A 24,352-nucleotide genomic window follows, 5' to 3' on the forward strand; every position below is an offset into this window, starting at 1 on the left:
CGTAACTTAACAAAAACCAGGCTCGTGTACGTACACCGGTGTAGGGCGAATTCGTGTAAATTGGGCTCATGCCGACCACGACTAATTCTGACGACCGAATCTCCACCTCTAAAGGGACGCCTGCTTCCGAGCCACGAGCGCGAGCGAATCGCGATGTGCGCCGTGAACGTAATTCACGGCCATTGGATACCACGATCGAAGTGGTGACACCGGAGAATATCGCGTTTGAATATCAATTGGCAGGACCATTTCGCCGATTGCCTGCGTACCTGGTGGATGTTTTTGTGCGCTACGCTGTCATTGCGATTGTGGCGCTAACGCTGACCTTTGTAGTCGGCATGATCAATATCGACATCCTCGGCTCATTCGCATTCGGGGCAGGACTGGTCGGGTATTTCCTGATCAGTTGGTTCTATGGTGCGGCGATGGAAACCTATTTCAACGGCCGAACCGTTGGTAAATGGATGTTCGGAATTCGGGTGATCGATGTCGACGGCTGTCCGATCACCGGTCGGCGAGCGATCATCCGAAATTTGCTTCGGATTGCGGATCTCGCCCCGATGTCAACGCTGCCCGCTGCCGCGATGGACATGCCACCGATGCTCTTCATTCCAACTGGCATCATTGGAATGATTAGCGTTGTCTGCACACGGAGGATGCAACGGCTCGGCGATATTGCGGCGGGGACGATGGTGATTGTCGATGAGAAAACGTGGAGGTTGCCGATCGCCAACATCGACGATCCACGCGTGGCACCTTTGGCCTCTTTCATCCCCGGTGATTACCAAGTCTCACGCAGCATGGCTCGCACGCTCGCAGTTTACGCCGAGCGTCGACATTACCTGACGCCGGGGAGAAGAACCGAGATCGCACGTCACCTAGCAATCCCACTGATCGAGCGATTCGATTTCGTTTCGGACGTGGACTTCGATTTGTTGATGCTCGCGTTGTACTACCGTACGTTTCTTGCCGACCCGTCGAGTGAATCGGTAGATCTCGGACCGCTCGCCGGATACAGCCCTCTTCGGCGCGACCAGAATCGAGCACTGCCGGCGACTGGTTAGAGAGGGAACTCGTCTTCCTCTGTTTGCTCGGCATATAGCGGCATGTGCCGGTAGTAGACTTCGAGGATCATTGTGGCAAAGGACGTGATGCAAAGCCGTCCTGCCCCTGACACGTGTTTGCTTCGGAAGAACCAACTTCCCTTGGCGCCTCCTTCTTTCGCTTGCGTGTCGACCAACCAGTCTCGCAGTTCCGTGTTGAACTTTTCCCACTCGGGGCCGCCTGTTTGCCGAAGAACCTGAGCGGCATAGTAGTTGTAATAGATGTCGTTCTTGAGCACGCCAGTCTCAGCGAGACCTTCGACGCCTTTTTGCAGTGCTCGGTTGTTGATGTCCCAACCCGTGTACATCCGGCAGAGCAAGCCGACAGCGGTTGTGGCGGGTCTCAGTTCGGTTTCCGGCCGGGCGTATCCGTACCAGGCGCCGCCGTTAGATTGGACCTTATCGAGGAATCGCATGGATCCCATGATCGTCTGAGGTGGCACGGTCAGATGTCCCATGTAACCACTTTTGAGTGCCATGATTTGCCATCCAACGACAGAGGTGTCGCCGCCTCGAGCGTCTTGGAATGCGTATCGCCATCCACCGTCACGGCACTGAGCCGCGACGATGTAGTTGATCGCCGCCTGCGTTGGCGCAGCGAGCGTCGGGTCCTCTGTCATCGCATAGGCCTCGCTCAGCGCGATGGTCGCTAGGCCGTGTGAGTACATATTGCCGTCGCGTTCACTCAGGTCTAGCACTGGAAGCCCTGACTTCACGCCCGGTCTGCCAGAGCGAATGAGATACTTCAATCCTCGTCTGACAACGGATTGGAAGTCACCTGATTTGTGAGTTTGTCCTGCGCCGAGGAACGGCAACAACGCCATCGCTGTCGCCCCATTGAATGCGGTCGATCGTTTCTCTTCGCAACCGTTTCCACACCGATTGTTGCAAACGAGGTTATGAGCAAACGTCCATCGCCCGTCTCGCATTTGATGCAAGGAAATCCATTTCAGCGCGTTGGTGACTGCGGCTTCGCTAGCGGAGTTCCCGCCGTATTCACGCAACAGCTTTTTCTTCATCTTGTCCGAGCGACTGTCCATTGCAGACGTCTGTACTGACGCGAGCGTTTGCAAAGTTGCTGCGGTGGGCGCCATCTCGGATGCAAAATCAGATACGTCGAGCGGTACGGCGGCAATGTCCAGAGGAACGTCGAGAGGGATTGGTTCCGCCATGTCAAACGACTCGGTCATCTCGACCGGCTCAGATGTATCTTCAACGACCTCCATCTCGCCTGGATCAATCTGCTCAATCGAGAACTCTTCGATCTCCGGACCTTCCTCGCCGGTCGCAGTTGCAGAGAGCACGTTGACCATGCGAACCGGATCGGTCAATGAAACAAGTCCGAGGGCAAGCAGGATTCCGACGTGCAGCAGTGTGCTGATCAACCAAGCGGGTGCGTCTTTCAGGAACCCGAATCGACTCGATGGATATAGTTCGTCGTTGTTGTCGTCTTCATCGACTCTAAAGTCGGTAAGTAGTCTGTCGAGTTCGGGACGCAGCTGTTCCGTCGTTGACGACATATCGAATCCGAAGTCTCGGTGCAAAGTGTTTACTTGGTTGGCTAGCTGCCGTTTAAGAGATTTGCGTGTTTAGGTCGCGCAGCCTTTCTCTAGCTTCCTATTATAGGAGCGATGTCATCCTTTCACAGCGAACACCGGTGGTGCTTCTGCTAAACGGCCATGAACGGCAGTTGTACTCAGCAAGACTGGTTCCGAATCCTGCCTCAATCGGATTAAAATCCGCCGGTCTCCACCACAACCAGTATCGGTCATGCCGGCCTACGAATGGTCTCGAATGCCGATGTTGTTGATTGTTACACCTATTTCAGATACACCCGCCGCAACGCACCTCCAAAGAGCTAGAAGGAAACTCCTCACATGAACGTGAACGAATATTTCGACGGTAAGGTCAAGTCAATCGGTTTCACGAACAGTGAAGGACGCGTTACGTCTGGCGTGATGCAAGAGGGTGAATATGAATTCGGCACCACCGAGAAAGAGTTGATGAAGGTGGTTTCCGGAACGATGCAGGTAAAACTGCCAGGCGAGGGGAGCTTTCGAGAGGTTCCCGCAGGGCAAGAATTCCGAGTCGACGCCAATGAGAAGTTTCAAGTTCGCGTGGACGAACCGACCGCTTACCTGTGCTTCTATAGCTGAAGGCTAGGACATTTTGGCCAAGGCGTCGTTGTCGACGGGAACCGAAACCCCCTGGTCGACCACTTTCTTCCCTTTTCGCGATCGAGATTCTTGCAGGTCTTCGATTTTCTTCACGACGTATTCGACTTGCGTCTGCAGTTCACCTGCATGTTCAAGGAAGTCTCCGAGTCGGTTTAGTGAGTCTTCGCTAGATGTGGCAATAATCTCAATACGTCCGATTGGTACTCGTTCAGAGTCTTCGCCTACGCCGCGCGTAACGAACAAAGGGACACGAACCAGACTCTGCATTGCAGGTTCGGGAAGCCGGATGCTTCGCCATGTGGCATGGTAGCTCTCATGGAGCCAAGCCATGTTGACGTCAATCTTGACGCTGGCGAGACCCTGACGATCAGCGAAGTCGACCAGAGGTTCCCAAACGTCCTGCCAAGGACCATCGCCTTGAACTTTCACTGCTCGTTCGTGCTTCTTGGTTTCACAAACTTGCGGACGGACCATGAATGAGTTCGCAAAATGTCGAGCTCGCCCAGCGATAAGCCGGAATTCGGAGTAGCCAAAGGTTCGCGTGCCTACCATCGCAGCAAGCACGGCAATTGCTCCGAGAGGAGCGATCCACGGTTGGTGCAGCCAGGTCGACGCTATCGCTGCAGCCGAACTAACCGAGCAGGCTACGGCGACGATCCATAGGGTGCCAGCCCTGCCAAACTTCTCATTGAGCAGATGGTGCATGTGGCCACGGTCGGTCGCGTAAATGCTCCGTCCAGTCAAACGCCGGCGGACGATTGCCGCAAGGGAATCGAATAGTGGCAGGACGAGAATGGCGAGCGGCGCGGCAGCGAATGCGGTTGTTTCCTTGTGCGAACACCACATGGACAACACGCCCACGAGAAGCCCAATCATCATGCTGCCCGCGTCGCCGAGAAAAATGGATGCGGGAGGACGGTTGTAAATCAGAAAGCCAGCGAGTGCTCCACACAACGCAAACGCGGCAACCACGTTGAGCACTGCGTTTCCATTGAGCAAACTAACGATGGCCAAACTGCCTGAAACGAAAATGCCAACAGTTGTCGCCATTCCGTCCGCACCGTCGAGGAGGTTCAGTGCGTTGATGCAAAGTAGTAGCCAAAGAACGCTAACCGGAATGGCGAAGATTCCCAACGGAACATCGATTCCCATCAAGCCGACCACGTTCAAGACTGTGCCGCTACCCACAATTACCATCGCAATGACACATTGGGCGAGCAGCTTTTGTCGTCCGCGCAGCGTCCATTTGTCGTCGACCAAACCGAGTACAAGAATTGCTACAGCTGATCCGAGTAGGACAGACCAGGGTTTGTTGAACTCGTCCAAGACGGACGAAATGTCCCAGCTGTTTTGAAAACCAATCACCACGGCCATTGCGATGACCATGCTGAGGAATACCGCGACACCGCCAGCAAGCGCGATTGGCCGACTATGCAGCTTTCGTTCAGCGTCCGGTTTGTCTACCAAACCGATCCGAATTGCGAGGGCTCTGATGACCGGTACTAGTAGTACTGCGACGAAAAACGCGGTCAAAAATGCTGAAAAGGTATTCAATGTTAAATGGGGGCAAGAGAGAACAATGAATGCAATTTCGTGCAGACGAGAATTGAAGGGTAATTGAACACGGCGATTCTTTCCACCGACGCCAACGAAGTCTACCTCTGTTTCCTGGCGTTCTTCGCCTGGGCGTGCTCGGAAACCTCTCTTAACAAGTAATCACGCTCGTTTTCCCCTGTCAGTTCTATCAAATGCTTAGCTAAACCTAGCTACCAGAACGATTTTTGGCATTGTGAAAACCCTTTTTTCTGAAGAACTTGCGAGGTACGAGTTCCGGATTTCCCAAAAAGGGAGCAAATGTATACGTTCTGGTCGATGGTTGCTGAATGGTGATGAGGTGTCTGCTCAAAACTATGCTTCTGCGAATCCTGTTTCTCCATCTTGGGGGCTTCTTGGAGTAATTGTTGCGGCCGTTAATATCCGAACGAAAGGCAGGATTCGGATTTCGGGCTCATTTGGTTAAACCGTGCGCCTTGAACAGGCGATAAGTAACCAAGGAAGATTCCAGAGGCGTTGTAATCGCTTCAGGTCGTATTTTCCGAATTCTGGACGCCGTTGTAGCCTATGGGGGGCGAGATGGTGGCAGGAGCTGTTTTGCGCGACTTTCGCGCGAAGTTGACTAATCCGCCGCGAGGGGAACCGGCTATGATGCCCGTGTTGAACAACAATGAAACAGGGCTCCCGAAGGAGTCCTTATCTGCTACCGCCACAGCGACTCGACGCTTTCGCTCGTTGAAACGTTTGGCACTCGGATTGGCCCTAGGAGTGACCGCGTCTGGATTCGCCGGTTGCACGATGTGGAGTGGGCTTCAAATGAAGCTCAATAACAATGAGTGCATCGACGACTTCATGATCAGTCATCGCAACAAAGTGATGGCGACTCGGGCTTGGCTTCGAATCAGGCACTGCTATCGAGGTCATCGCTATGCCAAAGACCTGCGGGCCGGATTCATTGCCGGATATCTCGAGGTTGCCACCGGCGGCTCAGGGTGCACGCCCACTGTGGTTTCTCCACAGTATTGGGGATGGCGTCACCAATCGGGTAACGGTCAGGCCGCTGTGAACGCTTGGTTTGAAGGATTCCCGCTGGGGGTCAAAGCAGCCGAGGAAGACGGGATCGGTCACTACAACATGATCCGTCTGAACGCCGTTCCGCATATGACATCGAACATGACCGGAACAGCGGCACCAACTCCAGCAGTGCCGGCACCAATGCCGATGCAGGCTGGTTTGCCAGCAGGAATCGTTCTCGAAGAAGGAGAAACTTTGGTTCCTGGGAAAGTCACGCTCGAGGATATTGATGCGGACCCAAGCGAGAACATCTCGCCAGCTCCAAAAGTGGACGCGATTGAAGTGATCCCGGGTGCAGCAGAGCCGACGCCCGATGTTCCACAACTGAAAGACGATCCGTTCTTAGACGAACTCGGCCGGCGTCCTGTGAAACAGTCAACTACCGAGTTGTCCTTTAGCGACAGCGGTGCGACTAGCGAAGCCAGCCTTGAGGTTGATGCGAATCCGGCCATGGAATTGGTGCCTGTATCGTCACCAATGTCGATGCCAACGGAGACCAGTGCTGTGAATGATCCGAGTCAAGAAGAAATCGACATGGTGATCGAGGAGATCTTCGGAAAGCCGTCACCCAACTCGTAAGTCATCACCTTCCGCTTCGTCGGGAGACACCTACCTAACGCGATCGGCCATGGTGTCGTCGCCCAATGGTTCTTTCTGTTGGTCTGAACCACTTTCATCTCAATCAATCACGGGCGTAAAGTCACCCGATCGTTTTTCTGGAGAGTTCAAGGATGAACACCAACTTCATACATTCCAAAGTCTGGCGGAAACTCCGCTCGACCATTGGGTGCAGTCTCGCACTCGCGATAGTGGCTTCCTTTACCGGATGTTCGACGCTGACCCAGCCAATCAACGGGATTCCTGCGCATCGACTGTCACCGGATTTCTTTCCACCACCGAAAAACGATCTTGTACCGGTCGATATTGCTCTGCTTTCCCTCGAACCACCGCGTGACTATCAGCTCGGTCCGGATGACATTCTCGGTGTTTACATTGAAGGCGTGTTGCCGTTCAATCCGCCAAATGCACCACCGGAACCGCCACCGGTTAACTTCCCTGAAGAGAACAGTACGCTGCCTCCATCGATCGGGTACCCGATCGCCGTTCAAGATGACGGGACGTTGGCACTGCCGCTGATCGAGCCGCTTCAGGTAGAAGGCCTGACTCTCGAGCAGGTTCGAGAGAAGATTCGCCAGTCTTACATCGAGAATGACATTCTTCGCGCAGAGAAGGCTCGCCCGATCGTTACCTTGATCAAGGAACGTACGTTCGACGTGATCGTGGTGCGGGAAGACGCAAGCAGTGGCCTAGCTGGAGGGCGCGGTGACCAGACGCTACGAGGCAGCGACAAAGCAGCCTCTGGCGGTTTGGTAAAGCTCCCTGCATACAAGAACGACGTTCTTCATGCACTCGTGGAAACGGGCGGGCTTCCAGGTCTTACCGCAAAGAACGAAGTGTTGGTCCTTCGTGCATCGGAAGCAGATAAGCGTAAGCGTGCCGACTTCCTTCGCAAGTACTGGGCACAACAACGCGTAGCGATGTCCGATCCTTGCTATTGCCCACCAGAACTTCCGGAAGATCCTTCGATCTTGCGAATTCCACTGCGAGTGCGTCCAGGAGTCATTCCAAACATCGCGGAATCTGACATCACGCTGCAGGATGGTGACATCGTCTACATTGAAAACCGTGAGACGGAAGTGTTCTACACCGGAGGTCTGCTTCCAGGTGGCGAGCACCTGCTGCCTCGCGACTACGATCTCGATGTACTTGGAGCGATGGCACTTGCTGGCCAAGGTGTCGGTTCAACTGCAGGACGATCTGGAGGCGGAGGTTTCGGCGGTGCATCCAGCGTCGGTGGCGTGCCACCGGGAATGCTGTACATCCTTCGTAAGACGCCGTGCAACGGTCAAATCGCTATCGAAGTCGACCTAGCGAAAGCTGTGAACGATCCACGAAGTCGTCCTTTGGTGCAGCCTGGCGACACGCTGATCTTGCAGTACAAGTGTGAAGAAGAACTTCTGAACTTCGGATTGGGAACCTTCTTTACCTACGGCATCCAAGAGTTGTTGAGAGACAACTAAGACAGCCACGCGAGAACATGAACGAAAAGCCGCTGGTCGATGATCAGCGGCTTTTTTCGTGGTTTCGCGATACTGAGGCAAAAGCAGTTGCGGTTGTCTTTCTCATCTTTCAGGATTGATCCCGCTTCGGCATCACGCGGCTTGATTGCCTCTCTGTTGGACCGGTGCGAGCCAGTTTTGGATCGACTGCAGATCCTTCGACCAAGTTTCATTGGTCCGGCGTTCACAGAAGGTGTGGAACATTCCGTCAACGGTATCGCAGAGTGTTCGTACAGCTTCGATGCGGTCTTCGTTCTCGAACTCAGCGTCATCATCGAGAATGATTTTCGCACCGCTGATTCCAAACGTTTCAGCTTGCAGGGTGAGGTCGAATTGTTGTCCGTCCCGAACAATGATCATTCCCGACTTGCGTGGCAGCTTGCCATGCTGAATCGCTTGCATGGCTTCCGGCAATTTGACGGGTGACTCGGCCGTGATTGTTTCTTTGCCTGATTCACCAACAGGACATTCGAGAGTCAGCGTCTTCGACAGCATGACGGTGACCTCTGAACCGTCGGGGATGGTAATGGTGTCTGTCTGGGTTTCTAGCGTCCACCACAACCAAAGTAGGAACTCATTGCCAAGAAAATCGGGAGCCTGCGAGTGTTCATTCGCCCAGGCGACGCTCCCATGGACCGGTCCGGGACAAAAACCTGCCGGCACAACATCGTCCATCTCAGCGTATCGATCTGCCTCGATCGCCCAAGCCTGAGCAATCGTGCCGGCGCTGACATGTCCGAGTTCAACTTGAAAAACACGTTCGAGCAAATCCGCGCAGTGCCCACTGGCCGTTCCAGCGGTTCCCCCGAAGTAGAGCATTTTATAGCCGTAGTCCCATAGAAGGGAAAACGGTTGAAACTTGCGATACTTGCCGGTCGCTGCTTCTACCTCACAGCGTTGTTCGACGGCTTCTTTCGCTTCCTTTCGTTGGGCTTTTGTTGCCACGCCGCTCGGGTTGTCTTTCGCTCGTGCCGCCAACTCCATTTGCAACCAGGCATTCTTGATTGCGGACGGGATTTGGTTCGTGTCAATGCGGATTCCGAAGTGAACCGCATCGTTGATTACGTTCTTGTCGAGGTCGAAGTCCTGGTCAAAAAGATGCGCTCCACCGAGAAAACCGGTATGCACGTTTTCGGTTGAATTGGTTTCGAACTTGCCCGCCGCATACTTGGCCATCAGGTCGACATGTTCCTGGTCGAAACTATCAGCGTCAAAATTCTCTACGCGAAATCTTTCAAACGACAGGCTACCAGACAGGAATGGCATGTAGGTTTCCAATCATGCAGTTGGTGGGAAACGGTTGAAGCATTGGTAGAGTGACTTATCGTCGAAAGGCAATCTCGTATTTGCCTGACGTGGGTTTGCGTGTCTTCAACACACCGCCGCAGAGGAAACGTTTTGATTCTCGCAACTGTTTCATCCGGAATCTCTTTCCATTTTCATGGAAAGCATCATCTTGCGACGAGCCTGCACTAGCGATCAAGGCACTAAAAAATTCTAGCTCGATTGCTGCACGTCTTCCCACTGAAGTCCGAAGCGGGCTAAGTATTTGCGTAGGCGATCAGCATCATTGGGGCGCGTCTTTAGCAGACGTGAAGCTTGGAACAGTTCTCTTCCGGCGGCCGAGAGTGATTTGTGCTTTCGACAAACGTGTATGACCTCGGAAAGTTGAGCCTGGTCAAACCGATCGATCTGTTCGATTGCCACATCATCCAGACATTCCGTCAGGAGGGGGGCCGAGAGATCGTTTGGATTCGATGAAGTCCATCCGGCGCGGAGTCGAACGATTTCTTCCGAGACGAGCTTTTTCGTAATGCGCCCGTTGTCGGAAAGTGTCGCCATTCGTGTGATTGCGGCGTTCAAATCGCGGAAGTTGGCTTTCCATTTGGTGGATGGATCTGTGGCGAAGCGTAAGAACGCTTTTCTAGCATCCTGGTTGAAGGTGACCTTGTCCCCGCTGCTGACTGCATACTGATGAAGTTCGAAATCGATGTTCGGGTCGATGTCGGAGCGTCGCTCAGCCAACCCTGGCAATCGGAACGTCCAGAGATTGATTCGACTGAGTAGATCTTCGCGGAACTTCCCACCGGCCACATCCGCAAGAAGATCGCGATTGGATCCGGCAATGAGTTGAAAGTCGCTGCAGGTCGGGCGGTCAGAGCCAACCGGCATGAACGTCTTGTCTTCGATTGCTCGCAACAGCATCGCCTGTTCGTCCATTCCGAGTTCCCCAATTTCGTCGAGGAATAGCATGCCGGTGTCTGCGGTTTTGAGTAACCCAGCACGAGCTTGGTTGGCTCCGGTGAACGCTCCTTTGATGTGTCCAAACAACGTCGACATCGCTTGATCGCCACGAATGGTGGCGCAGTTCACTTCCACGAAAGGCCCATCGACTTGTCGGCGGTTCCGTTTGAGTTCGTAGATTCGCTTGGCGAGTCGTGTTTTGCCGGCTCCGGTGGGACCGGTCATCAGAATCGGAGCCTTCGTAGCAAGCGACACTCGCTCGATGCGGTCGATCATCGCATTGAATGCAGGATCCCTCGTCTTAATACCGCTTTTCAGAATCGAGGCCGCCTCGTCGTGTTCTTGTTTGAATCGTTTTGCGAGGTCGTCGTATCGCGACAGATCTAGGTCCACGATCTGATACGTACCTACAGAATGTCTTTCGACCGACTTCGGCGAGTTGCGACGGGATTGACGCTGCGTAGTAGGAGGTGAAGACTGCAAGAGTCGGGCAGGAAAATGACGTGACTCTGTTAAAAGGAACAGGCAGATTTGTGCGACATGGGTTCCCGTTGTGATGTGAACAAGGTACCGCTCATGTTCCGGCTCAAACGGGTACTGCCGGCAAAAGCCGTGCAGCGTCGCGTACACTTCTTCAAAATCCCAGGGATCGTTTAACGAGATGTCGTGACGCTGGACACGGGTCTCAGGAGAAACCGTCGTGATATCACCGATGACCTGTTCTGCTAGCTTTGAGTAGCGACGCTCCACGAGCAGATCGAATCGGTCAACGATAAGATCGTCCTGTTGGCAGACGGCGACCGAAGGACGCCAGTGGTTCCAGCGGTCACGCGACTTGCGAGGTTGATCGAGTTGTACGCCGAGAAGTCCAATGACGACTGTTTTCATAGTGTATCCAGAGATATAAAAAGGCATCTGTGAGTATACAGGATATCGGGATGCAACTTGGGGTAGGAATTGTCGATCTAGTCGTAAGTCTAACCGTGGTAGTGTGTTATGGAATGTTGATGTGAGTCGGCACAGCGAATGCGTTGTAACCGGAAACAAATCCGTCAACCGTTCCTATTGGGAAATCAAATGAATACAGCAGCGACGACCGAATCTCGAGCACGCGCCCACGAAACGAACACGCCGTCTCGTATGATCCCAACAGGTGAGGCAACCGCGATGTTGCCGACGAAGACCACTCCTCCGATCAAGGTCTTTGGAACGCCAGCGATTCGTGAGACCTTTGACGACCTTTGTCTACAACAGGCCGTGAATTCACGACTCGCTCCAGGTGTTACCGATCTGGTGCTCAATCCCGATGCGCATTGTGGATACGGTGCACCAGTAGGCTGTGTGATGGTATCGCCAACGCATATCTATCCAGGTCCGGTGGGAGTGGACATCAAATGTTCGATGAGTTTGTTGCAACTTGATCTTCCCGCCGAAGCGATCACGGATCGAAAGGTTCGGCGTGAACTCATTTCGCAAATTTGTCGGCGTACACCCACCGGTGCTGGGAAAGGTCAGCGTCATGCGGAAAAGTCACGTCACGTAAACCGTACGCTAGGTCGACAACTGGTCGTCGAGGGTGCAAGCGAGGATGTTTGCCGTGCCTTGGGGATACCGACATCGTGGACATACCGTTGCGAAGATGCTTTCCATCTCGGGCACGATGAAACAGGTAGTGCGCTCGAAACGCGATTGGAGAGATTGTTGACGCGCCGCGACATGAGCAACTTCAACGACAAGATGAAGCAACTCGGCTCTTACGGTGGAGGAAATCACTTCGGAGAGTGCGAGGTAGTTCACGTCGCCGAGAACGAGCGGGCCAGAAAGGTCGCTGGTGCGTTTGGGCTAGAGGATGGAAAGGTCGCGTTCCTATCGCACTGTGGGTCGCGAGGCTTCGGACACAACCTCGCATCGGGACAGTTCCGTCAACTGCAAGGTAAGTTTGAGCAATGGGGAATTCCGTTTCCGGCGGGTGACCGCCAACTCGTTTATGCGCCGTTGGGAAGCGATGAAGCAAACGACTATCTGGACGATATGGCTCTCGGAGCCAACTTTGCAACAGTGAACCATTTGCTGATCAATGCACTCGTATTAGAGGCCTTTCAGGAAGTTTTTCCGGGCACCAAGGGCAACCTCGTGTACTTCATTAGTCATAACATCGCGCGGAAAGAGATTATGGATGATCGACCTGTGTGGGTGCACCGCAAAGGGGCGACTCGAGCGATCCCTGGTGGGCATCACGCGTTGGCGGGAACTCCGTTTGCAAAAACGGGACACCCGATTTTGTTGCCGGGGAATCCGCGAGATGGTTCGGTGGTGATGGTCGCGAACGAAGGTGCGGAGGCCTCCTGCTACAGCGTCAATCACGGTGCGGGGAGAGTTCTCGGAAGGCGACATGCCAAACGTGTGCTCGATCAATCCGCCGTTGATAGCGAGTTCGATGACGAGGATATTCTCAGCAATTGCCGACGTTACCCGATCGATGAAGCCCCCGCGGCTTATAAGAATTTCAACGAGGTTCTACGATCCGTCGAGTCGGCGGGGCTGGCGAGCGAAGTCGCACGACTGAAGGCTCGGTTTGTTATTAAAGACGCGAGCAAGGCGGATGACTAAGTGAAGGTGATCAAAATCGATGGTAGCGCCGGCGAGGGTGGCGGACAAATTGTTCGATCCTCGCTGGCGTTGGCGGCGGTCACCGGTACTGCTGTTGAGATCGATCAAATTCGCGGAGGACGCACAAAACCTGGTCTCTTGCGACAGCATCTTGCTGGAGTGAAAGCGATCCAGGCAATTACCCGTGCCGATGTCGTCGGTGCCGAGTTGCGTTCGTCAAGTCTTCGGCTCGTCCCGCATACGTTGGAAGGGGGCGAGTACGCGTTCGAGGTTGGCTCAGCAGGCAGTGCCGTGTTGGTTGCTCAAACGGTTTTGCCAGCTTTGTTGTTTGCGAATAGGGAGTCGATTGTGACGATTCAAGGTGGCACTCATGCGCAGTGGGCGCCGCCATTTGATTTTTTCGCGAATTGCTTTTTGCCGCTGCTTGCCAGAATGAATGCGAGCGTGAATGCGTCCATCGAATCGCATGGGTTTTATCCGGCAGGTGGTGGCAAGATCGAACTGCGCATCAAGCCTACCGAAGGCCTCAAAGGATTGTCATTGGTTGAGCGAAAAGGTGAACTGCGAACCGAGGTGCGGTCATTAGTGGCAGACATCCCAATGTCTGTCGGCGAACGTGAATGCGATATTATTCGTCGGAAAACCGGGTGGCATCCGGACTGCTTCGAGACTCGTCCGATCGAAAAGTCAGGCGGTCCCGGGAACGTTGTTATGATTCAATGTGGTTTCGACAATGTGACAGAGATGGCGACGGGGTTTGGTCGCGTCGGTGTCCGCGCTGAAAGAGTGGCACGTTCCGCACTGCGTGAAGCAAAAGCCTATCTCGCTAGCGGTGTGCCCGTGGGCAACTATCTCGCGGACCAGCTTTTGCTACCGAGCGGAATTGCCGTTCTGTCGAATGAGCGAAGTGAGTTTCGGACAACGAAGCTCTCGCTACATTGCCAGACACACATCGAAGTTCTGCGACGCTTTCTTGACCTCGACATTCAGGTGCGAGAAAATGAAGACGATTCCGTCAGCGTAAAATTGTCGTAGGCGATCAAATCTGGCCCATGTTTTTACGAAGTTTGGTGAACGATTCGACATCGAGCGTGTTTGCGACGTCGGCTGCTGTCAGCCCACCACGGCGTGCTTGGAGGATGCCAAACCGCATCACATCGAGCCCCTCGATCCGATGCGCATCGGTGTTGATCACGATCGGAATTTCCAACCGTTTGGCGGCCGCGAGATGAATATCGTTGAGGTCCAGGCGAGCCGGATTGGCGTTGAGTTCTAGAAACTTCCCGTGCTGTTTCGCGGCTTTCATCACCGCGTCCATGTCGACCTCGTAAGGGTCACGGCGATTGATGAGCCGCCCCGTAGGGTGCGCGATGCAGTGGACGTGAGGGTTTTCAATCGCGCCGAGGATGCGATCGGTGATTTGGTCCCGTGGTTGTTTCTGCCCGAAATGCACACTCGCTAGCACCCAGTCGCCTTGGCCGAGCACTTCGTCGGGGAGGTCCATTCCGCCCGCTTCCAGGATGTCACATTCAATACCCTTGTAGATTGTCAGGCGATCGGAGTACTCGTCACGAATCTCGTCGATAATCTTCCATTGTTCGAGCAGACGGTCTTCGTCTAAACCCCCTGCGACCGTCACACGTTTGCTGTGGTCGGTGATGGCGATGTAGGTCAGGCCTCGATCGATCGCGGCATCAGCCATTTCACGGATCGTGTTGTGCCCATCGGTCGCCGAGGTGTGCATGTGAAGATCACCTCGCATATGGGCGGGTTCGATCAACTCCGGTAGCGTCTGGTTTGCCGCCCACTCGAATTCGTGCCGGTCTTCTCGCAACTCCGGTGCAATGACTGGCAATCCGATTGACGCGTAGACTTCTTCTTCGGTCGTTCCAGCTACGCGAGTCTCGTCGTCGATGCGGAAGACGCCATACTCGTTGACTTTGAGTCCATGTTCCTTGGCAATTCTGCGGACATGAATGTTGTGTGCTTGGCTGCCGGTAAAGTACTGCAGTGCTGCTCCGAATTGATCCGCCTCGACGAGCCGCATGTCGACCTGGAAAGACTTCTCAACCCTGATCGAAATCTTCGTATCACCGCGAAGGATGGTGGACGCGCGGCCTGGATAGGATTCCAAAAAGTCCATTGCTTTTGTTCGATCGCTCGCGACGGCGAGCAGGTCGAGATCGCCGACGGTCTCACGGCATCGTCGATAACTGCCTGCCCATTGCATCTGCGAGATTGTCTCGCAGTTCTTCATGTGTTCAGTGAGGTTGGCGACGATCACATCTGCGTTGGCCCAGTAGATTCTCTCTGACGCAGCTTTGGCGATGGCAAGGCCGTCAAGAATTGAGCTCTCCGTTTTTTTGCCGAATCCTTTGATCGCGGCGACTTTGCCTTCGCGGCATGCGGCGGCAAGATCGTCGAGAGAGTTCAGGTCGAGTTCCTCATGCAGCTTGGCTGCTTTCTTGGCACCCAGACCTGGGATTCGTGACATCGCGATTACCACTTCAGGAACCGATTCGCGCAGTTCAACGAGTTGGGGTAGCGAGCCTGTTTCGAGCAGAACGCCAATTTTTTCGGCGAGTGTTTTGCCAATTCCAGAGAGTTTTGACAAATCACGCTCGGGATCTTGGGCGATTTCTCGGATGGGTTCGTCGAGATCTCGGATCGCGCGTGCGCCGTTCTGGTAGGCACGAATGCGAAACGGGTTTTCGCCGCGGAATTCAAGCAGTTCGGCGAGTTCTTCAAAGACGGCTGCGATCTGGGGGTTGTCCATCGAGGAATTTCGCGGTCAGGTGGAAAACGGGTTGATAGGGTCGACGTCGCTGAGGCGTCGCATTTTGTCACGAAGTCTCGGGGTTCGCCATTGGATGGTGGGTTCCACCGGACAATATTTGACCGCTCGGCGATTTGTCGACAAGATTGGTGATCGCGTTTGGTATTGACCGAAGAATAGCAGTTCAGTCTTGAGTTGGTGGGTTGGTTCGTTTTGCAAGTTTTCCCTCAGTACGGTTTGATACCACGTTGGCCTGAAAACGGAACGGGGTTCATCCATCCCGACGACGTCCAACTCGTCGAACGGCTGATACCGAGTGAACGCGTGCTGCGTCGTGATGGGTTTGATGGTACGTACTATCAGTACCGGTACGGTGAGTTTTCGTTTCGATTGCGTCCCTGCATGTGGTTGCCTATCGCCGGCGAGGGGATCGATATCGGAGACGAGGTCGAAACGATCGGTACGGGGATGGAACGCGAGCTATTTGTCGGCGTCGTTACCGGGATGTACTACGTACGCCGGAAAGGCAGAATTTTGTACCGGCTTCGTCGCGCAGAACAGACTCAAAAGCGTTTGTATCTTTCAGAGCATTTGAGACTGTTGACCGACAAGCAGCGTGTTCGTCCGGGGGAGATCAAACACCCGACACCGACATGGAACGGTGCCGGAGAACGGATCACCGATTGGTAGAGTGCGTGGTCGCCACCATCGAGAGGTCGCCGGAATGGTTGACTTTGATGGTTGCGTTCGCTTTGCCGCCCCGGGGATTTTCTTACAGATTTGTTGTAGCGGAATGCCGATATCTAACCATGCGGCGTCGGATGCGCCGCATGGAAATAGATGCAACTGTGTCGATACCGACGCAGCGCACTCAGGCCAGGGAAACGGCCCCACTGTCTCCGTTCCCGATAGGCTCCGATTCGTATCCGAACGAATCAGCGAGCCGTTTCTAATTGCCTGAGGTTGCCGCCATGAATGTCGACGCAGTACACACCGCATTCGGAGTGACTTTCACCTTTGTTTGGTTACTCGTGGGCCAAATTATTGTGGGTGGCCGGTAACGCAGGATAGTGACGATCGTTCAGTTCGACGGTGCTTCGAGGCTAACCGCGATCACTTCTTTGTCGTTGCGGATGAACGCGGTTCGATGAGCGTAGGCGGGATGGGTCCAGACCACATCGCGTCCGAAGGCTTCGCCGGTCGGTTCAATCACGTGGTCGCGGCCGAGTTCTTCGTATCCATCACGCGTCATTCGGGCGATGATCAAATCGCCGATCTCACTGAAGAGGAAATAGCGGTCGGTATCACCAATTCGTGTGACGAACGCTGTTCCGTGCTTGATGAAACGTTTTTCATCGGGACGAGTTGGTTGGAAGGTGGACCACAATCGATCGCCAGTTTTGGCATCAACCGCGATCATCTTGCCATCGTTGCAATCCGTTCCGTAGATCACTCCGTCGACAAATGCGGGCGTGCTGTTGCTGCAATAAACGGCGGACTTGCGTTCGCCACGCCAAACTTCAGACGCGCCGGGTTTTTGCGAATCGAGTTTGATCATGACGGCTTCGTTCTTGATGCCGCTCGCGAAGAGCAGGTCGCCGTCTCGCATCGGTCGTGCGATGGACATTTCATACATAGGGCTGATGTCGATATGCCAATACGATTCACCGGAGATCGGATCGAGTGAGTCGACACCTTCTGGGTTGAACGAAATCAATTGCCGTTTGCCGGCGTAGTTCATGATGATCGGTGGGCAGTATCCGGCGGCGGTATCGAGAGCTTTCCAGCGAATTTCGCCGGTCATCTTGTCGAACGCGACGAGCCCTTGGCCGTTCCCGCCGACCATGGTGTAGAGAAGATCGCCTTCGATGAGTGGATGAGAAGCGAAGCCCCAGATGGGCGGCTCGGCAGAAAGATCACGTTTGAATGATCGTGCCCATTTGACCTCGCCGGTAGCGACGTCGAGGCAATGAAGGTCACCTTCGCTACCGAGCGTGTAGACGCGGTCACCGTCGACGGTCGGTGTGCAACGTGGGCCGGCCGGATACGAAATGCTGTACGGGCAATCGTATTCGAACCGCCAAAGCTCCTTGCCGTTGTCAACATCGAATACGAGAAGGCGTTCTTTTCCGTAGATGTTGGCCCGCTTGTTGGGAGCGTTGAATGCCTCTCCCGAACTCTTTTCATAGTCGAACACGAACACCCGGTTGCCATCGACCGATGGCCCGGCGTAACCGCCCGCGATCGGAGCCCGCCATTTGACAGTCAGCCCTGAGTCAGGGATCTCATCGATAATTCCAGTCTCGCGATAAACATCGTCGCGTGCATCGCCCAACCACCCGCTCCAGTCATCTGCGGAAGCGATGGACTGCAAGGATGCAGAGAGAACGACTAGACTGATCGTGGCTACGACCAAGCTCGGTTTGCGGCGATGGAGATTTTTGGACATTTCGTATTCCGAGTCGAGAAGTAAGTGTGCCGGCAACTGTATCGCCCACGCAGGCGGTTTCAAGTGTGGCAGCCGATTTGATCGTGCTTGTTGCATCCATTCCTATCTGACGAACGCATGTCGCAAACCCCTGATTCCAACCCCGAGTCGAGCATTGAGCCCGAGGTGTCCTTGAAGTTGCTGTTGATGCGACACGCGAAAAGCGATTGGTCGGGGGAAAGCGTCGCGGATCATGATCGACCGTTGAATCCGCGCGGGCGTCGTGACGGACCGGCGATGGCGCGTTGGTTCGCGGATTCAGGCCACGTTCCCGATTGTATTTTATGTTCATCCGCGAAACGCACCGAGCAGACTGCGGCATTGATGGAGTCGTACTGGCGGCATTTGGACGTGCCGACACCGGCCATTATTATTCGGCCGGAACTGTATCTGGCACGCGCCGAAACGATTTTTGATTGCGTCTCGATAGCCGGAACATTGACGGATGAAAAAGGCGTGAATTTCCCGCGAACCGTGATGGTGCTTGGGCACAATCCGGGGATCAGCCACGCGGCGTCTTGGTTGGCGGAATCGGCGATCGGATTGCCGACCGCTGCGGTTGCGGTCTATCAATGTGAATTGTCCGATTGGTCGAATTTCATGGATCATGCAGCGGCGACGTTGATTGAAATGATGAAGCCGAAAGCTCTCTAGAATGGATTTTGAGAACCTGATGAGTTGCATCCTTGTGATCCTCACACTGATCGCCCACTTCGGTCTTCGTTTGACTTTTTACAACCGTGTCAACTCGCTGGGGTGGCCAAGAAAGCGGATCAAGTTGGTCGAAAAAATCGCGTTCGTGGAAACATGGATGACCCCTTTGGTCATTTTCGCGGTCTTCTTTCCTGCGGTTTCCGAATTCGCCTTTACAAATGGCTCTTGGAGAGAGTTACCCGCCGGCCTCGTAATCTATAGCGTTCTTTGCTTGTTCTTAGGTGGTGTGTTCTTCGCACTGTGGCTTCTTTGGCGCCCGATATTTGGCGTTCAACACGCGGACGTGTCTCGAACGTCGAGGTGTATCGCGGCCGATGCGAACGCGACTCAGCGTTATGCGCAAACGCGGAAATGTCAGTGGTCGTCGCGGGTTCCGTGCAACCAGATGTTCGACCTCGCGATTGAAAATGTGGAGGTGCGATTGCCTGGTCTTCCCGAATCGCTCGAGGGATACCGTATCGCACATCTGTCCGACATTCACCTGACCGGTCACTTCACACCCAACTTCATGACCGACGTGATCGGGCACGCTTTGGATTGGCAACCCGAGTTGTTTGCGTTGACGGGTGACATCGTCGATGTTCAGCAGTGTATCGGTTGGCTCAAGCAGATTTTTGCTCCGGCGAGAGCATCGGACGGTAGTCTGTTTATCCTCGGCAACCATGACACTCGTGTTTCGGAGCCAGATGAAGTCCGCCGCGAGATGATTGAGGCGGGGTGGACCGATGTTGGTGGAAGTGCGTTGAAGCACTCGCTTCGTCAAACAGACGTGCTGATGGTTGGAAATGAGGCTCCATGGTTCGGCCGTCCGTCAGACAGCGATATGACAGCGATCGCGTCTGATCTGCCGACCGACACATTGAAGATCTGCCTTAGCCACAGCCCTGATCAATACGACTGGGCCCGTCGACATGAGATCGACTTCATGATGTGCGGGCATACCCACGGGGGCCAAGGGCGATTGCCACTTGCAGGACCGATCTTGAGCCCGAGTTGGCACGGCAGTCGTTGGGCATCGGGTGACTTTTACCGGGCACCGACCACGATGCATGTTTCGCGTGGGCTCGGTGGTGTGCACCTACTGCGGATCAATTGTCGACCGGAGTTGTCGTTGATAACACTGCGTCGGTCGAATTAAGATTGAACAGTGTTGGGCGTTTCGAGCGACAGATCCAACAAAAAAACTCGCCGCTTTCTCCGTGGCGTCTTCGATTGAAGATGGCCTGCGGAGAAAGCGGCGAGTTGTGTTTGCACTCGAGTCGTCGTTGACAAGTTTGAATTCGTCAACGGTTACAAGAGTTAGTTGAACAGTTCGCGGATACCGTAGGTGAAGAACGCGACGATACCGAAGTTCAACGCTTCTTCGTGTGGTTTGTAGCGAAGGATCAGAGTGTCACCAGGCTGAACCAGAATCTTTTCGTTCGGGTTGTTGTACGCCTTCTTCAGGTCGACAGCGATCGTGAACTCCTGTCCGCAAGGACCTTTTCGCATGACGTAGAGCTGTGTTGGGGTGGCACCGCCGAAGCCGCCGCCGAGCAACGCACCTGCTGCACCGCCACCGCTTCCGGAGCCTTGCACCGAACCGCCGAGGCCTGTACCTGCGACCGACATTGCACCGATCACGTCGAGGTCATAGTCGCGTGGCAGCGGATACTGACCGCCAGGGAGCAATCCACCGGTGTAGAACACTTCCGTGTCGCGGGCTTCGATGTAGACGATGTCGCCATCTTCGAGGATCACGTCAGCCGGATCGATTTGTGGCATTTCGCCTGGACGAACACGCAGAGGGATCGTCACGCTGAAGGGGTCTTCGACCATGCCTTCGACGCCAACCATACCGCAACCACCGCACATGTCGAAGCAGCAACCGTCCATCGGTCCACGACCGGCGAAGAGTTGCATCATCATCTCTTCGCGGTTCTTACCTTTAAAGCGTGAAGCTTTGAGGACTTTCACTTCGCTTTTGGCGTTAAGGCCTGGCAATCCACCGGTTTCTGCCAATGCGTGCATCAAGTCGTTCTTGTATGCAGGCATATCGAGTGTGTATCCGGCACCCTGACGCTCGGTTCCGCTGATCACTTCTTGAGCGTTACCGAATTGACGGCTACCACCGGCGATTGCGGCGTCGTTCGATCCGCCGTCTTCGCGGATGACGATCACGCGTTGGGTGCGTTCCCGCATCAGCGAGACTAAGATCCGGTCGCGACCTTTGCGAAGAATCTTTTCATCGTCGACGTAGGCCTTGCGAACCATGTTCTCGACTTCGGTGATTGTCTTACCACGTACGTCGAGGGGCTCGATCAAAGGCAACGGCAATGTGCCATCGTCACGAACCGGGATCGGGAAACCGACGCTCGGTGGCAGGTCGCTGCCTTCCTCGGGGAAGTGAACCGGTGGGATGGCAACGGGTTGATCTTCGTTGGCCTGAGGTGGCATCACACCTTCGATGTAGATACCGAGAATGTCTCCCTCATCGATCAAGTAGTCTTCGGGTTGTTCCATTCTCAACAACGCCAAGGGGACGTTGATGTAGTCAGCCCGTTTTTCACCTAAGAGTTGAGGTGGAATCTGGTTGACGGGGACCCCACTGATCGGGGCAAAAAACGAGGTGCATCCCGTGAGCATCGGTGTCAAAACCGCCGCGAGCAGAACGCCCTTCCAATTGAAGTTCATGGCTATAGTTCCAATGATTCGATCCGTGAATTGTCGTGCCGCTTGCACCAGTGCTTGCGGTCGCTGCCCAACCTTGGGCTCGAACTAAACAGTCGTCTTGTCTGTATCAGTTCAATGTTATGTCTGTGCAACGATCAGTGTGAATTGACTGCTCGAGTGATGATCGCTCGTTTCACGATCGACTTCGCTTCGTTCTCCGAGGAGGTCGTAGCGTCGGCGACCACACGATTGGTGCGTGTCGAAACAGTGCGAGTTGGAACTACGGACGACCAGTCGATCGGCTTTGCCACTTCAATCCGGCTTTCTTCGGAAACGACGTCCGTGAAAGGAACCAATGGTGTTGGTTCTTCGACTGTATCCACTGGGGTCGATTCGATCATCTCAGCTTCGTCGTTTGACGATGCCGAGTGATCAGGGGTTGGTGCCGGCATGGGTTCCGCTGGGGCGACCTCAGGAATGTCGCTCGGCGAAGGTGGGACATCGTTGAACTGCATCTCGATGGATCCAGGGATGATTGACTCACCCGGAGCAACGTGCGGCATGTTCATGGGCTGTAAGTTGGACTCGAGCGGAGCAGCGTCGTCGAAGTGTGTGGTGACGCCACACCCACAGGATGCTGTTGGTTGACCGCAGGTGTTGCATCCGCCGACGTTGCCGGTGCATGGTTCGCAGCCTGGGTTGCAAGCCGGTTCGCCACACGAAAGCAAAGCAGGGTTCACACGACTGTGTTTCAGCAAGCGACCGCAACCGCATGATTCAGCCGCGGCGACACCGAGGGGATAGCCTTGGAACCATGCAGCGGCACATTGGTCACGAAGACCGAGTCCGCAGGAACCGTTGGGTGCGAACAATGGAGGGCATCCGTCGCCTCCCAAGCATGTGTCCACGAAACCGTCGACGAAACCAGTTCGGATGTCTTTCACGTTACAGTGTTTGGCGTAGCATTTGGCATACTTCGATGCCCAAATGGAACGTGCCCGAACACGTGCGCGAAACTCGGTAATTGCTTCGCAGTGGATGTTTTCGTAGGGCGAAACGGCGGCGCAGAAAGCGTTTCCGTAGTAGGAACATCCAGACGTCGTTACCGTGGCTACCACGGCAAGCGAAGTGCAGAGGAGTAGTCCCCAGACGCAATTGCTCCCAGACTTCCGCGGCCCTATCGGCTGCTGTGGTCGTTTCATTTGCTCTTCCTTAAGTAAGGCTGATGGGCCCGAATCGTGCCACACATCTTCTTTGAACCAAGTGGTTAAGAAGTCTTGTGACCGCAAAGCAGCACTCCGGCTGCTCCGTGAGGTGTATATCCGTGAAAGAGACTGAATGTCCCAACTCGGTTGGAATGTTCAGTCCTTTCACCCGTGAACGAAAGAAGCGGCACATGAATCCAAAGCAGATGCATGTACAGCTACACTACCGTCCAACCGTTAGATCGACTCAACGGAGGGGGAACTCGGGGAAGATCGGTGGAGCCGATTCAAGCGGCAGAAGCGAGATTATCCGGTCGACACGACTAGTTGCCGTGGTCGGGTGGGTTTGCTTAACCGGTAAGGTCGGTCTCGGAGATCGGCTCTGATGTTAGCCGGCGAGCTTTTCGCTGATTTGATCCGCGGCTCGGCGAAGGTCGGCGTCGTCATCAAACGATCCTTCCATCTTTCGGATCGCATGAAGTACCGTCGAGTGGTCGCGCCCGCCAAACGCGTCACCGATATGCGTTAGGCTCGAGTCAGTCAGTTTTCTCGAGAGCCACATGGCCAACGATCGGGCGCGGACAATATTCTGACGACGAGACCCGCTGCGCATTTCGGATGACTTCACGCCTAATTGCCGTGCGACCGCCGACGTGATGGATTTGATTGAGATCTTCTCTGATTTGTCGTTGTCGCCAACAACCGATTGCAGGGCTTCGGGACACACCGGTGCATCGTTCATCCGGCACCACATGGCGACTTGTTTGACGCCGGCTTCCAGTTCGCGCACCGTCACGCAGGATTGAAGACCGCCGTCTAGCAGTGACCAAGTATCCGGATCGGCATCCGGCAAGTGAGCGAGTACCAGTTCGCGGATGATCGCCTTCCGCGTTTCCCCTTCAGGCGGGCGGAGTTCCACAGTCAGCCCCGGTAGCGTTCGGCTCACTAGAGGCGGACGCAGCCCTCGTATTTCCGAAGGTAGTCGTCGGCACGTCACGATTGTGATTCGACCAGCGGCATCGCGCGCTTCTAGCCTCGCGGCGAGTTCTTCCTGTGCCGGCGTTTTATCCGCGATCAGATGCAGGTCATCGATCACCCACACGCAGGCTTCGTCGAGTTTCTTGCGAAGTCGGGGCATGTCCTTCGAGTCGATCGAAGACGCAAACTCACGAGCGAAATCCACCGCCGGCTGGTAGAGAACACGTGTCGAGAGAACTTTGCTAGTCGTCGTCGAGGTGGGCGACGTTCTACCGGAAGCGGTATCGCTCATCCGCAGGGGATCGTCATCGGGCGACTCGGAATCGCCCGGTTCGGTCAACCTGTCCCAAATCGAATCGATTCCGATTCGTTGGGCCAAATGAAGAGCCAACGCGGTTTTCCCAACACCCGACGGGCCGACTAGCAGCAGCGGACGGGCGATTTCCAACAGCGGCGAAACCGACTGATCGCAAACGTACCCGGCCAGCCGATTTTCCAGGCCGTAGTAGAACAACGGCGTGACGGCCCGCACCACCGGAGGTTCTCGGCGGCGTCGGCGGAGAGTCGGACGCTCAAGAGCGAACGACGAAACGGCTGGAGGAGAGGCAGCGACCACGGGGGGTTAACAACAGGGATCGTCCAGGCTTTGTTTGTGAT

At 54.8% G+C, this 24,352-nt stretch carries 18 protein-coding genes; 9 read left to right on the forward strand and 9 right to left on the reverse strand.

What is annotated here, in order from left to right; all coding sequences use genetic code 11:
• Positions 1-182 precede the first annotated feature (182 nt).
• Positions 183-1,064: an RDD family protein gene (locus RSSM_RS00120; protein ID WP_008673044.1), complete on the forward strand. Its 882-nt coding sequence runs from the start codon at positions 183-185 to the stop codon at positions 1,062-1,064.
• Here the strand turns inward: RSSM_RS00120 and RSSM_RS00125 are convergent.
• Positions 1,061-2,623 carry a prenyltransferase/squalene oxidase repeat-containing protein gene (locus RSSM_RS00125; RefSeq protein ID WP_044300310.1) on the reverse strand — a complete coding sequence of 521 codons (1,563 nt, stop codon included), beginning with the start codon at positions 2,621-2,623 and terminating at the stop codon, positions 1,061-1,063. The genes RSSM_RS00120 and RSSM_RS00125 overlap by 4 nt on opposite strands.
• A gap of 357 nt (positions 2,624-2,980) precedes the next feature.
• On the opposite strand from RSSM_RS00125, the gene ppnP reads away from it, so the two are divergent.
• Positions 2,981-3,259, forward strand: a complete 279-nt coding sequence (gene ppnP / locus RSSM_RS00130) for a pyrimidine/purine nucleoside phosphorylase (protein WP_008673048.1) — start codon at positions 2,981-2,983, stop codon at positions 3,257-3,259.
• 3 nt (positions 3,260-3,262) lie between these two features.
• Here the strand turns inward: ppnP and RSSM_RS00135 are convergent, their stop codons facing one another.
• On the reverse strand, positions 3,263-4,747 hold the full coding sequence (locus RSSM_RS00135) for an MraY family glycosyltransferase (RefSeq protein ID WP_236620838.1): 1,485 nt from the start codon (positions 4,745-4,747) through the stop codon (positions 3,263-3,265).
• Positions 4,748-5,650: 903 nt separating this feature from the next.
• Here RSSM_RS00135 and RSSM_RS00140 point away from each other — a divergent pair.
• Entirely contained in the window at positions 5,651-6,487 is an 837-nt protein-coding gene (locus RSSM_RS00140; protein WP_236620839.1) for a hypothetical protein, read from the forward strand.
• A gap of 152 nt (positions 6,488-6,639) precedes the next feature.
• Entirely contained in the window at positions 6,640-7,989 is a 1,350-nt protein-coding gene (locus tag RSSM_RS00145; protein ID WP_044300315.1) for a polysaccharide biosynthesis/export family protein, read from the forward strand.
• Positions 7,990-8,121: 132 nt separating this feature from the next.
• On the opposite strand, the gene RSSM_RS00150 is transcribed toward RSSM_RS00145, so the two are convergent.
• Together RSSM_RS00150 and rtcR are read right to left on the reverse strand one after the other, a co-directional pair.
• Entirely contained in the window at positions 8,122-9,294 is a 1,173-nt protein-coding gene (locus RSSM_RS00150) for a hypothetical protein (RefSeq protein WP_044300333.1), read from the reverse strand.
• A gap of 231 nt (positions 9,295-9,525) precedes the next feature.
• Positions 9,526-11,160: an RNA repair transcriptional activator RtcR gene (gene rtcR, locus RSSM_RS00155; protein ID WP_008673060.1), complete on the reverse strand. Its 1,635-nt coding sequence runs from the start codon at positions 11,158-11,160 to the stop codon at positions 9,526-9,528.
• A gap of 252 nt (positions 11,161-11,412) precedes the next feature.
• On the opposite strand from rtcR, the gene RSSM_RS00160 reads away from it, so the two are divergent.
• Positions 11,413-12,882: an RtcB family protein gene (locus RSSM_RS00160; RefSeq protein ID WP_008673061.1), complete on the forward strand. Its 1,470-nt coding sequence runs from the start codon at positions 11,413-11,415 to the stop codon at positions 12,880-12,882.
• Entirely contained in the window at positions 12,883-13,917 is a 1,035-nt protein-coding gene (gene rtcA, locus RSSM_RS00165) for an RNA 3'-terminal phosphate cyclase (RefSeq protein ID WP_008673063.1), read from the forward strand. It abuts the gene before it with no gap.
• Between the two features lie 4 nt (positions 13,918-13,921).
• On the opposite strand, the gene polX is transcribed toward rtcA, so the two are convergent.
• Positions 13,922-15,658, reverse strand: coding sequence for a DNA polymerase/3'-5' exonuclease PolX (gene polX, locus RSSM_RS00170; protein WP_008673066.1), 1,737 nt, complete (start codon positions 15,656-15,658; stop codon positions 13,922-13,924).
• 213 nt (positions 15,659-15,871) lie between these two features.
• Here polX and RSSM_RS00175 point away from each other — a divergent pair, with 213 nt between their 5' ends.
• Positions 15,872-16,348 (forward strand): DUF6960 family protein, encoded by a 477-nt coding sequence (locus RSSM_RS00175; RefSeq protein WP_044300336.1) that lies wholly within the window; start codon positions 15,872-15,874, stop codon positions 16,346-16,348.
• A 391-nt stretch (positions 16,349-16,739) separates the two neighbouring features.
• On the opposite strand, the gene RSSM_RS00180 is transcribed toward RSSM_RS00175, so the two are convergent.
• On the reverse strand, positions 16,740-18,107 hold the full coding sequence (locus RSSM_RS00180) for a PQQ-binding-like beta-propeller repeat protein (RefSeq protein ID WP_044300338.1): 1,368 nt from the start codon (positions 18,105-18,107) through the stop codon (positions 16,740-16,742).
• A gap of 117 nt (positions 18,108-18,224) precedes the next feature.
• On the opposite strand from RSSM_RS00180, the gene RSSM_RS00185 reads away from it, so the two are divergent.
• Together RSSM_RS00185 and RSSM_RS00190 are read left to right on the forward strand one after the other, a co-directional pair.
• Entirely contained in the window at positions 18,225-18,800 is a 576-nt protein-coding gene (locus RSSM_RS00185) for a SixA phosphatase family protein (protein WP_008673074.1), read from the forward strand.
• Positions 18,801-18,819: 19 nt separating this feature from the next.
• Entirely contained in the window at positions 18,820-19,998 is a 1,179-nt protein-coding gene (locus RSSM_RS00190; RefSeq protein WP_144059452.1) for a metallophosphoesterase, read from the forward strand.
• 161 nt (positions 19,999-20,159) lie between these two features.
• On the opposite strand, the gene RSSM_RS00195 is transcribed toward RSSM_RS00190, so the two are convergent.
• The 3 genes from RSSM_RS00195 to RSSM_RS00205 form a co-directional block, all read right to left on the reverse strand.
• On the reverse strand, positions 20,160-21,533 hold the full coding sequence (locus RSSM_RS00195; RefSeq protein ID WP_008673079.1) for a polysaccharide biosynthesis/export family protein: 1,374 nt from the start codon (positions 21,531-21,533) through the stop codon (positions 20,160-20,162).
• Positions 21,534-21,667: 134 nt separating this feature from the next.
• Positions 21,668-22,714: a hypothetical protein gene (locus tag RSSM_RS00200; RefSeq protein WP_236620840.1), complete on the reverse strand. Its 1,047-nt coding sequence runs from the start codon at positions 22,712-22,714 to the stop codon at positions 21,668-21,670.
• 391 nt (positions 22,715-23,105) lie between these two features.
• Positions 23,106-24,311, reverse strand: a complete 1,206-nt coding sequence (locus RSSM_RS00205) for a helix-turn-helix domain-containing protein (RefSeq protein WP_008673083.1) — start codon at positions 24,309-24,311, stop codon at positions 23,106-23,108.
• Positions 24,312-24,352: the final 41 nt, after the last annotated feature.

Origin of the sequence: Aporhodopirellula sallentina SM41, assembly GCF_000346505.1 — a bacterium.
Classification (GTDB): Bacteria; Planctomycetota; Planctomycetia; order Pirellulales; family Pirellulaceae; genus Rhodopirellula; species Rhodopirellula sallentina.

Excerpts from the sequence above, each read along its gene's own strand:
- RSSM_RS00140 (WP_236620839.1), top strand. The coding sequence starts at position 5,651 with ATGAAGCTCAATAACAATGAGTGCATCGACGACTTCATGATCAGTCAT.
- RSSM_RS00195 (WP_008673079.1), bottom strand. The coding sequence starts at position 21,533 with ATGAACTTCAATTGGAAGGGCGTTCTGCTCGCGGCGGTTTTGACACCG.
- RSSM_RS00125 (WP_044300310.1), bottom strand. The coding sequence starts at position 2,623 with ATGTCGTCAACGACGGAACAGCTGCGTCCCGAACTCGACAGACTACTT.
- RSSM_RS00150 (WP_044300333.1), bottom strand. The coding sequence starts at position 9,294 with ATGCCATTCCTGTCTGGTAGCCTGTCGTTTGAAAGATTTCGCGTAGAG.
- RSSM_RS00160 (WP_008673061.1), top strand. The coding sequence starts at position 11,413 with ATGATCCCAACAGGTGAGGCAACCGCGATGTTGCCGACGAAGACCACT.
- ppnP (WP_008673048.1), top strand. The coding sequence starts at position 2,981 with ATGAACGTGAACGAATATTTCGACGGTAAGGTCAAGTCAATCGGTTTC.
- RSSM_RS00185 (WP_008673074.1), top strand. The coding sequence starts at position 18,225 with ATGTCGCAAACCCCTGATTCCAACCCCGAGTCGAGCATTGAGCCCGAG.
- RSSM_RS00200 (WP_236620840.1), bottom strand. The coding sequence starts at position 22,714 with ATGAAACGACCACAGCAGCCGATAGGGCCGCGGAAGTCTGGGAGCAAT.
- RSSM_RS00190 (WP_144059452.1), top strand. The coding sequence starts at position 18,820 with ATGAGTTGCATCCTTGTGATCCTCACACTGATCGCCCACTTCGGTCTT.
- polX (WP_008673066.1), bottom strand. The coding sequence starts at position 15,658 with ATGGACAACCCCCAGATCGCAGCCGTCTTTGAAGAACTCGCCGAACTG.
- RSSM_RS00145 (WP_044300315.1), top strand. The coding sequence starts at position 6,640 with ATGAACACCAACTTCATACATTCCAAAGTCTGGCGGAAACTCCGCTCG.
- RSSM_RS00180 (WP_044300338.1), bottom strand. The coding sequence starts at position 18,107 with ATGTCCAAAAATCTCCATCGCCGCAAACCGAGCTTGGTCGTAGCCACG.
- rtcR (WP_008673060.1), bottom strand. The coding sequence starts at position 11,160 with ATGAAAACAGTCGTCATTGGACTTCTCGGCGTACAACTCGATCAACCT.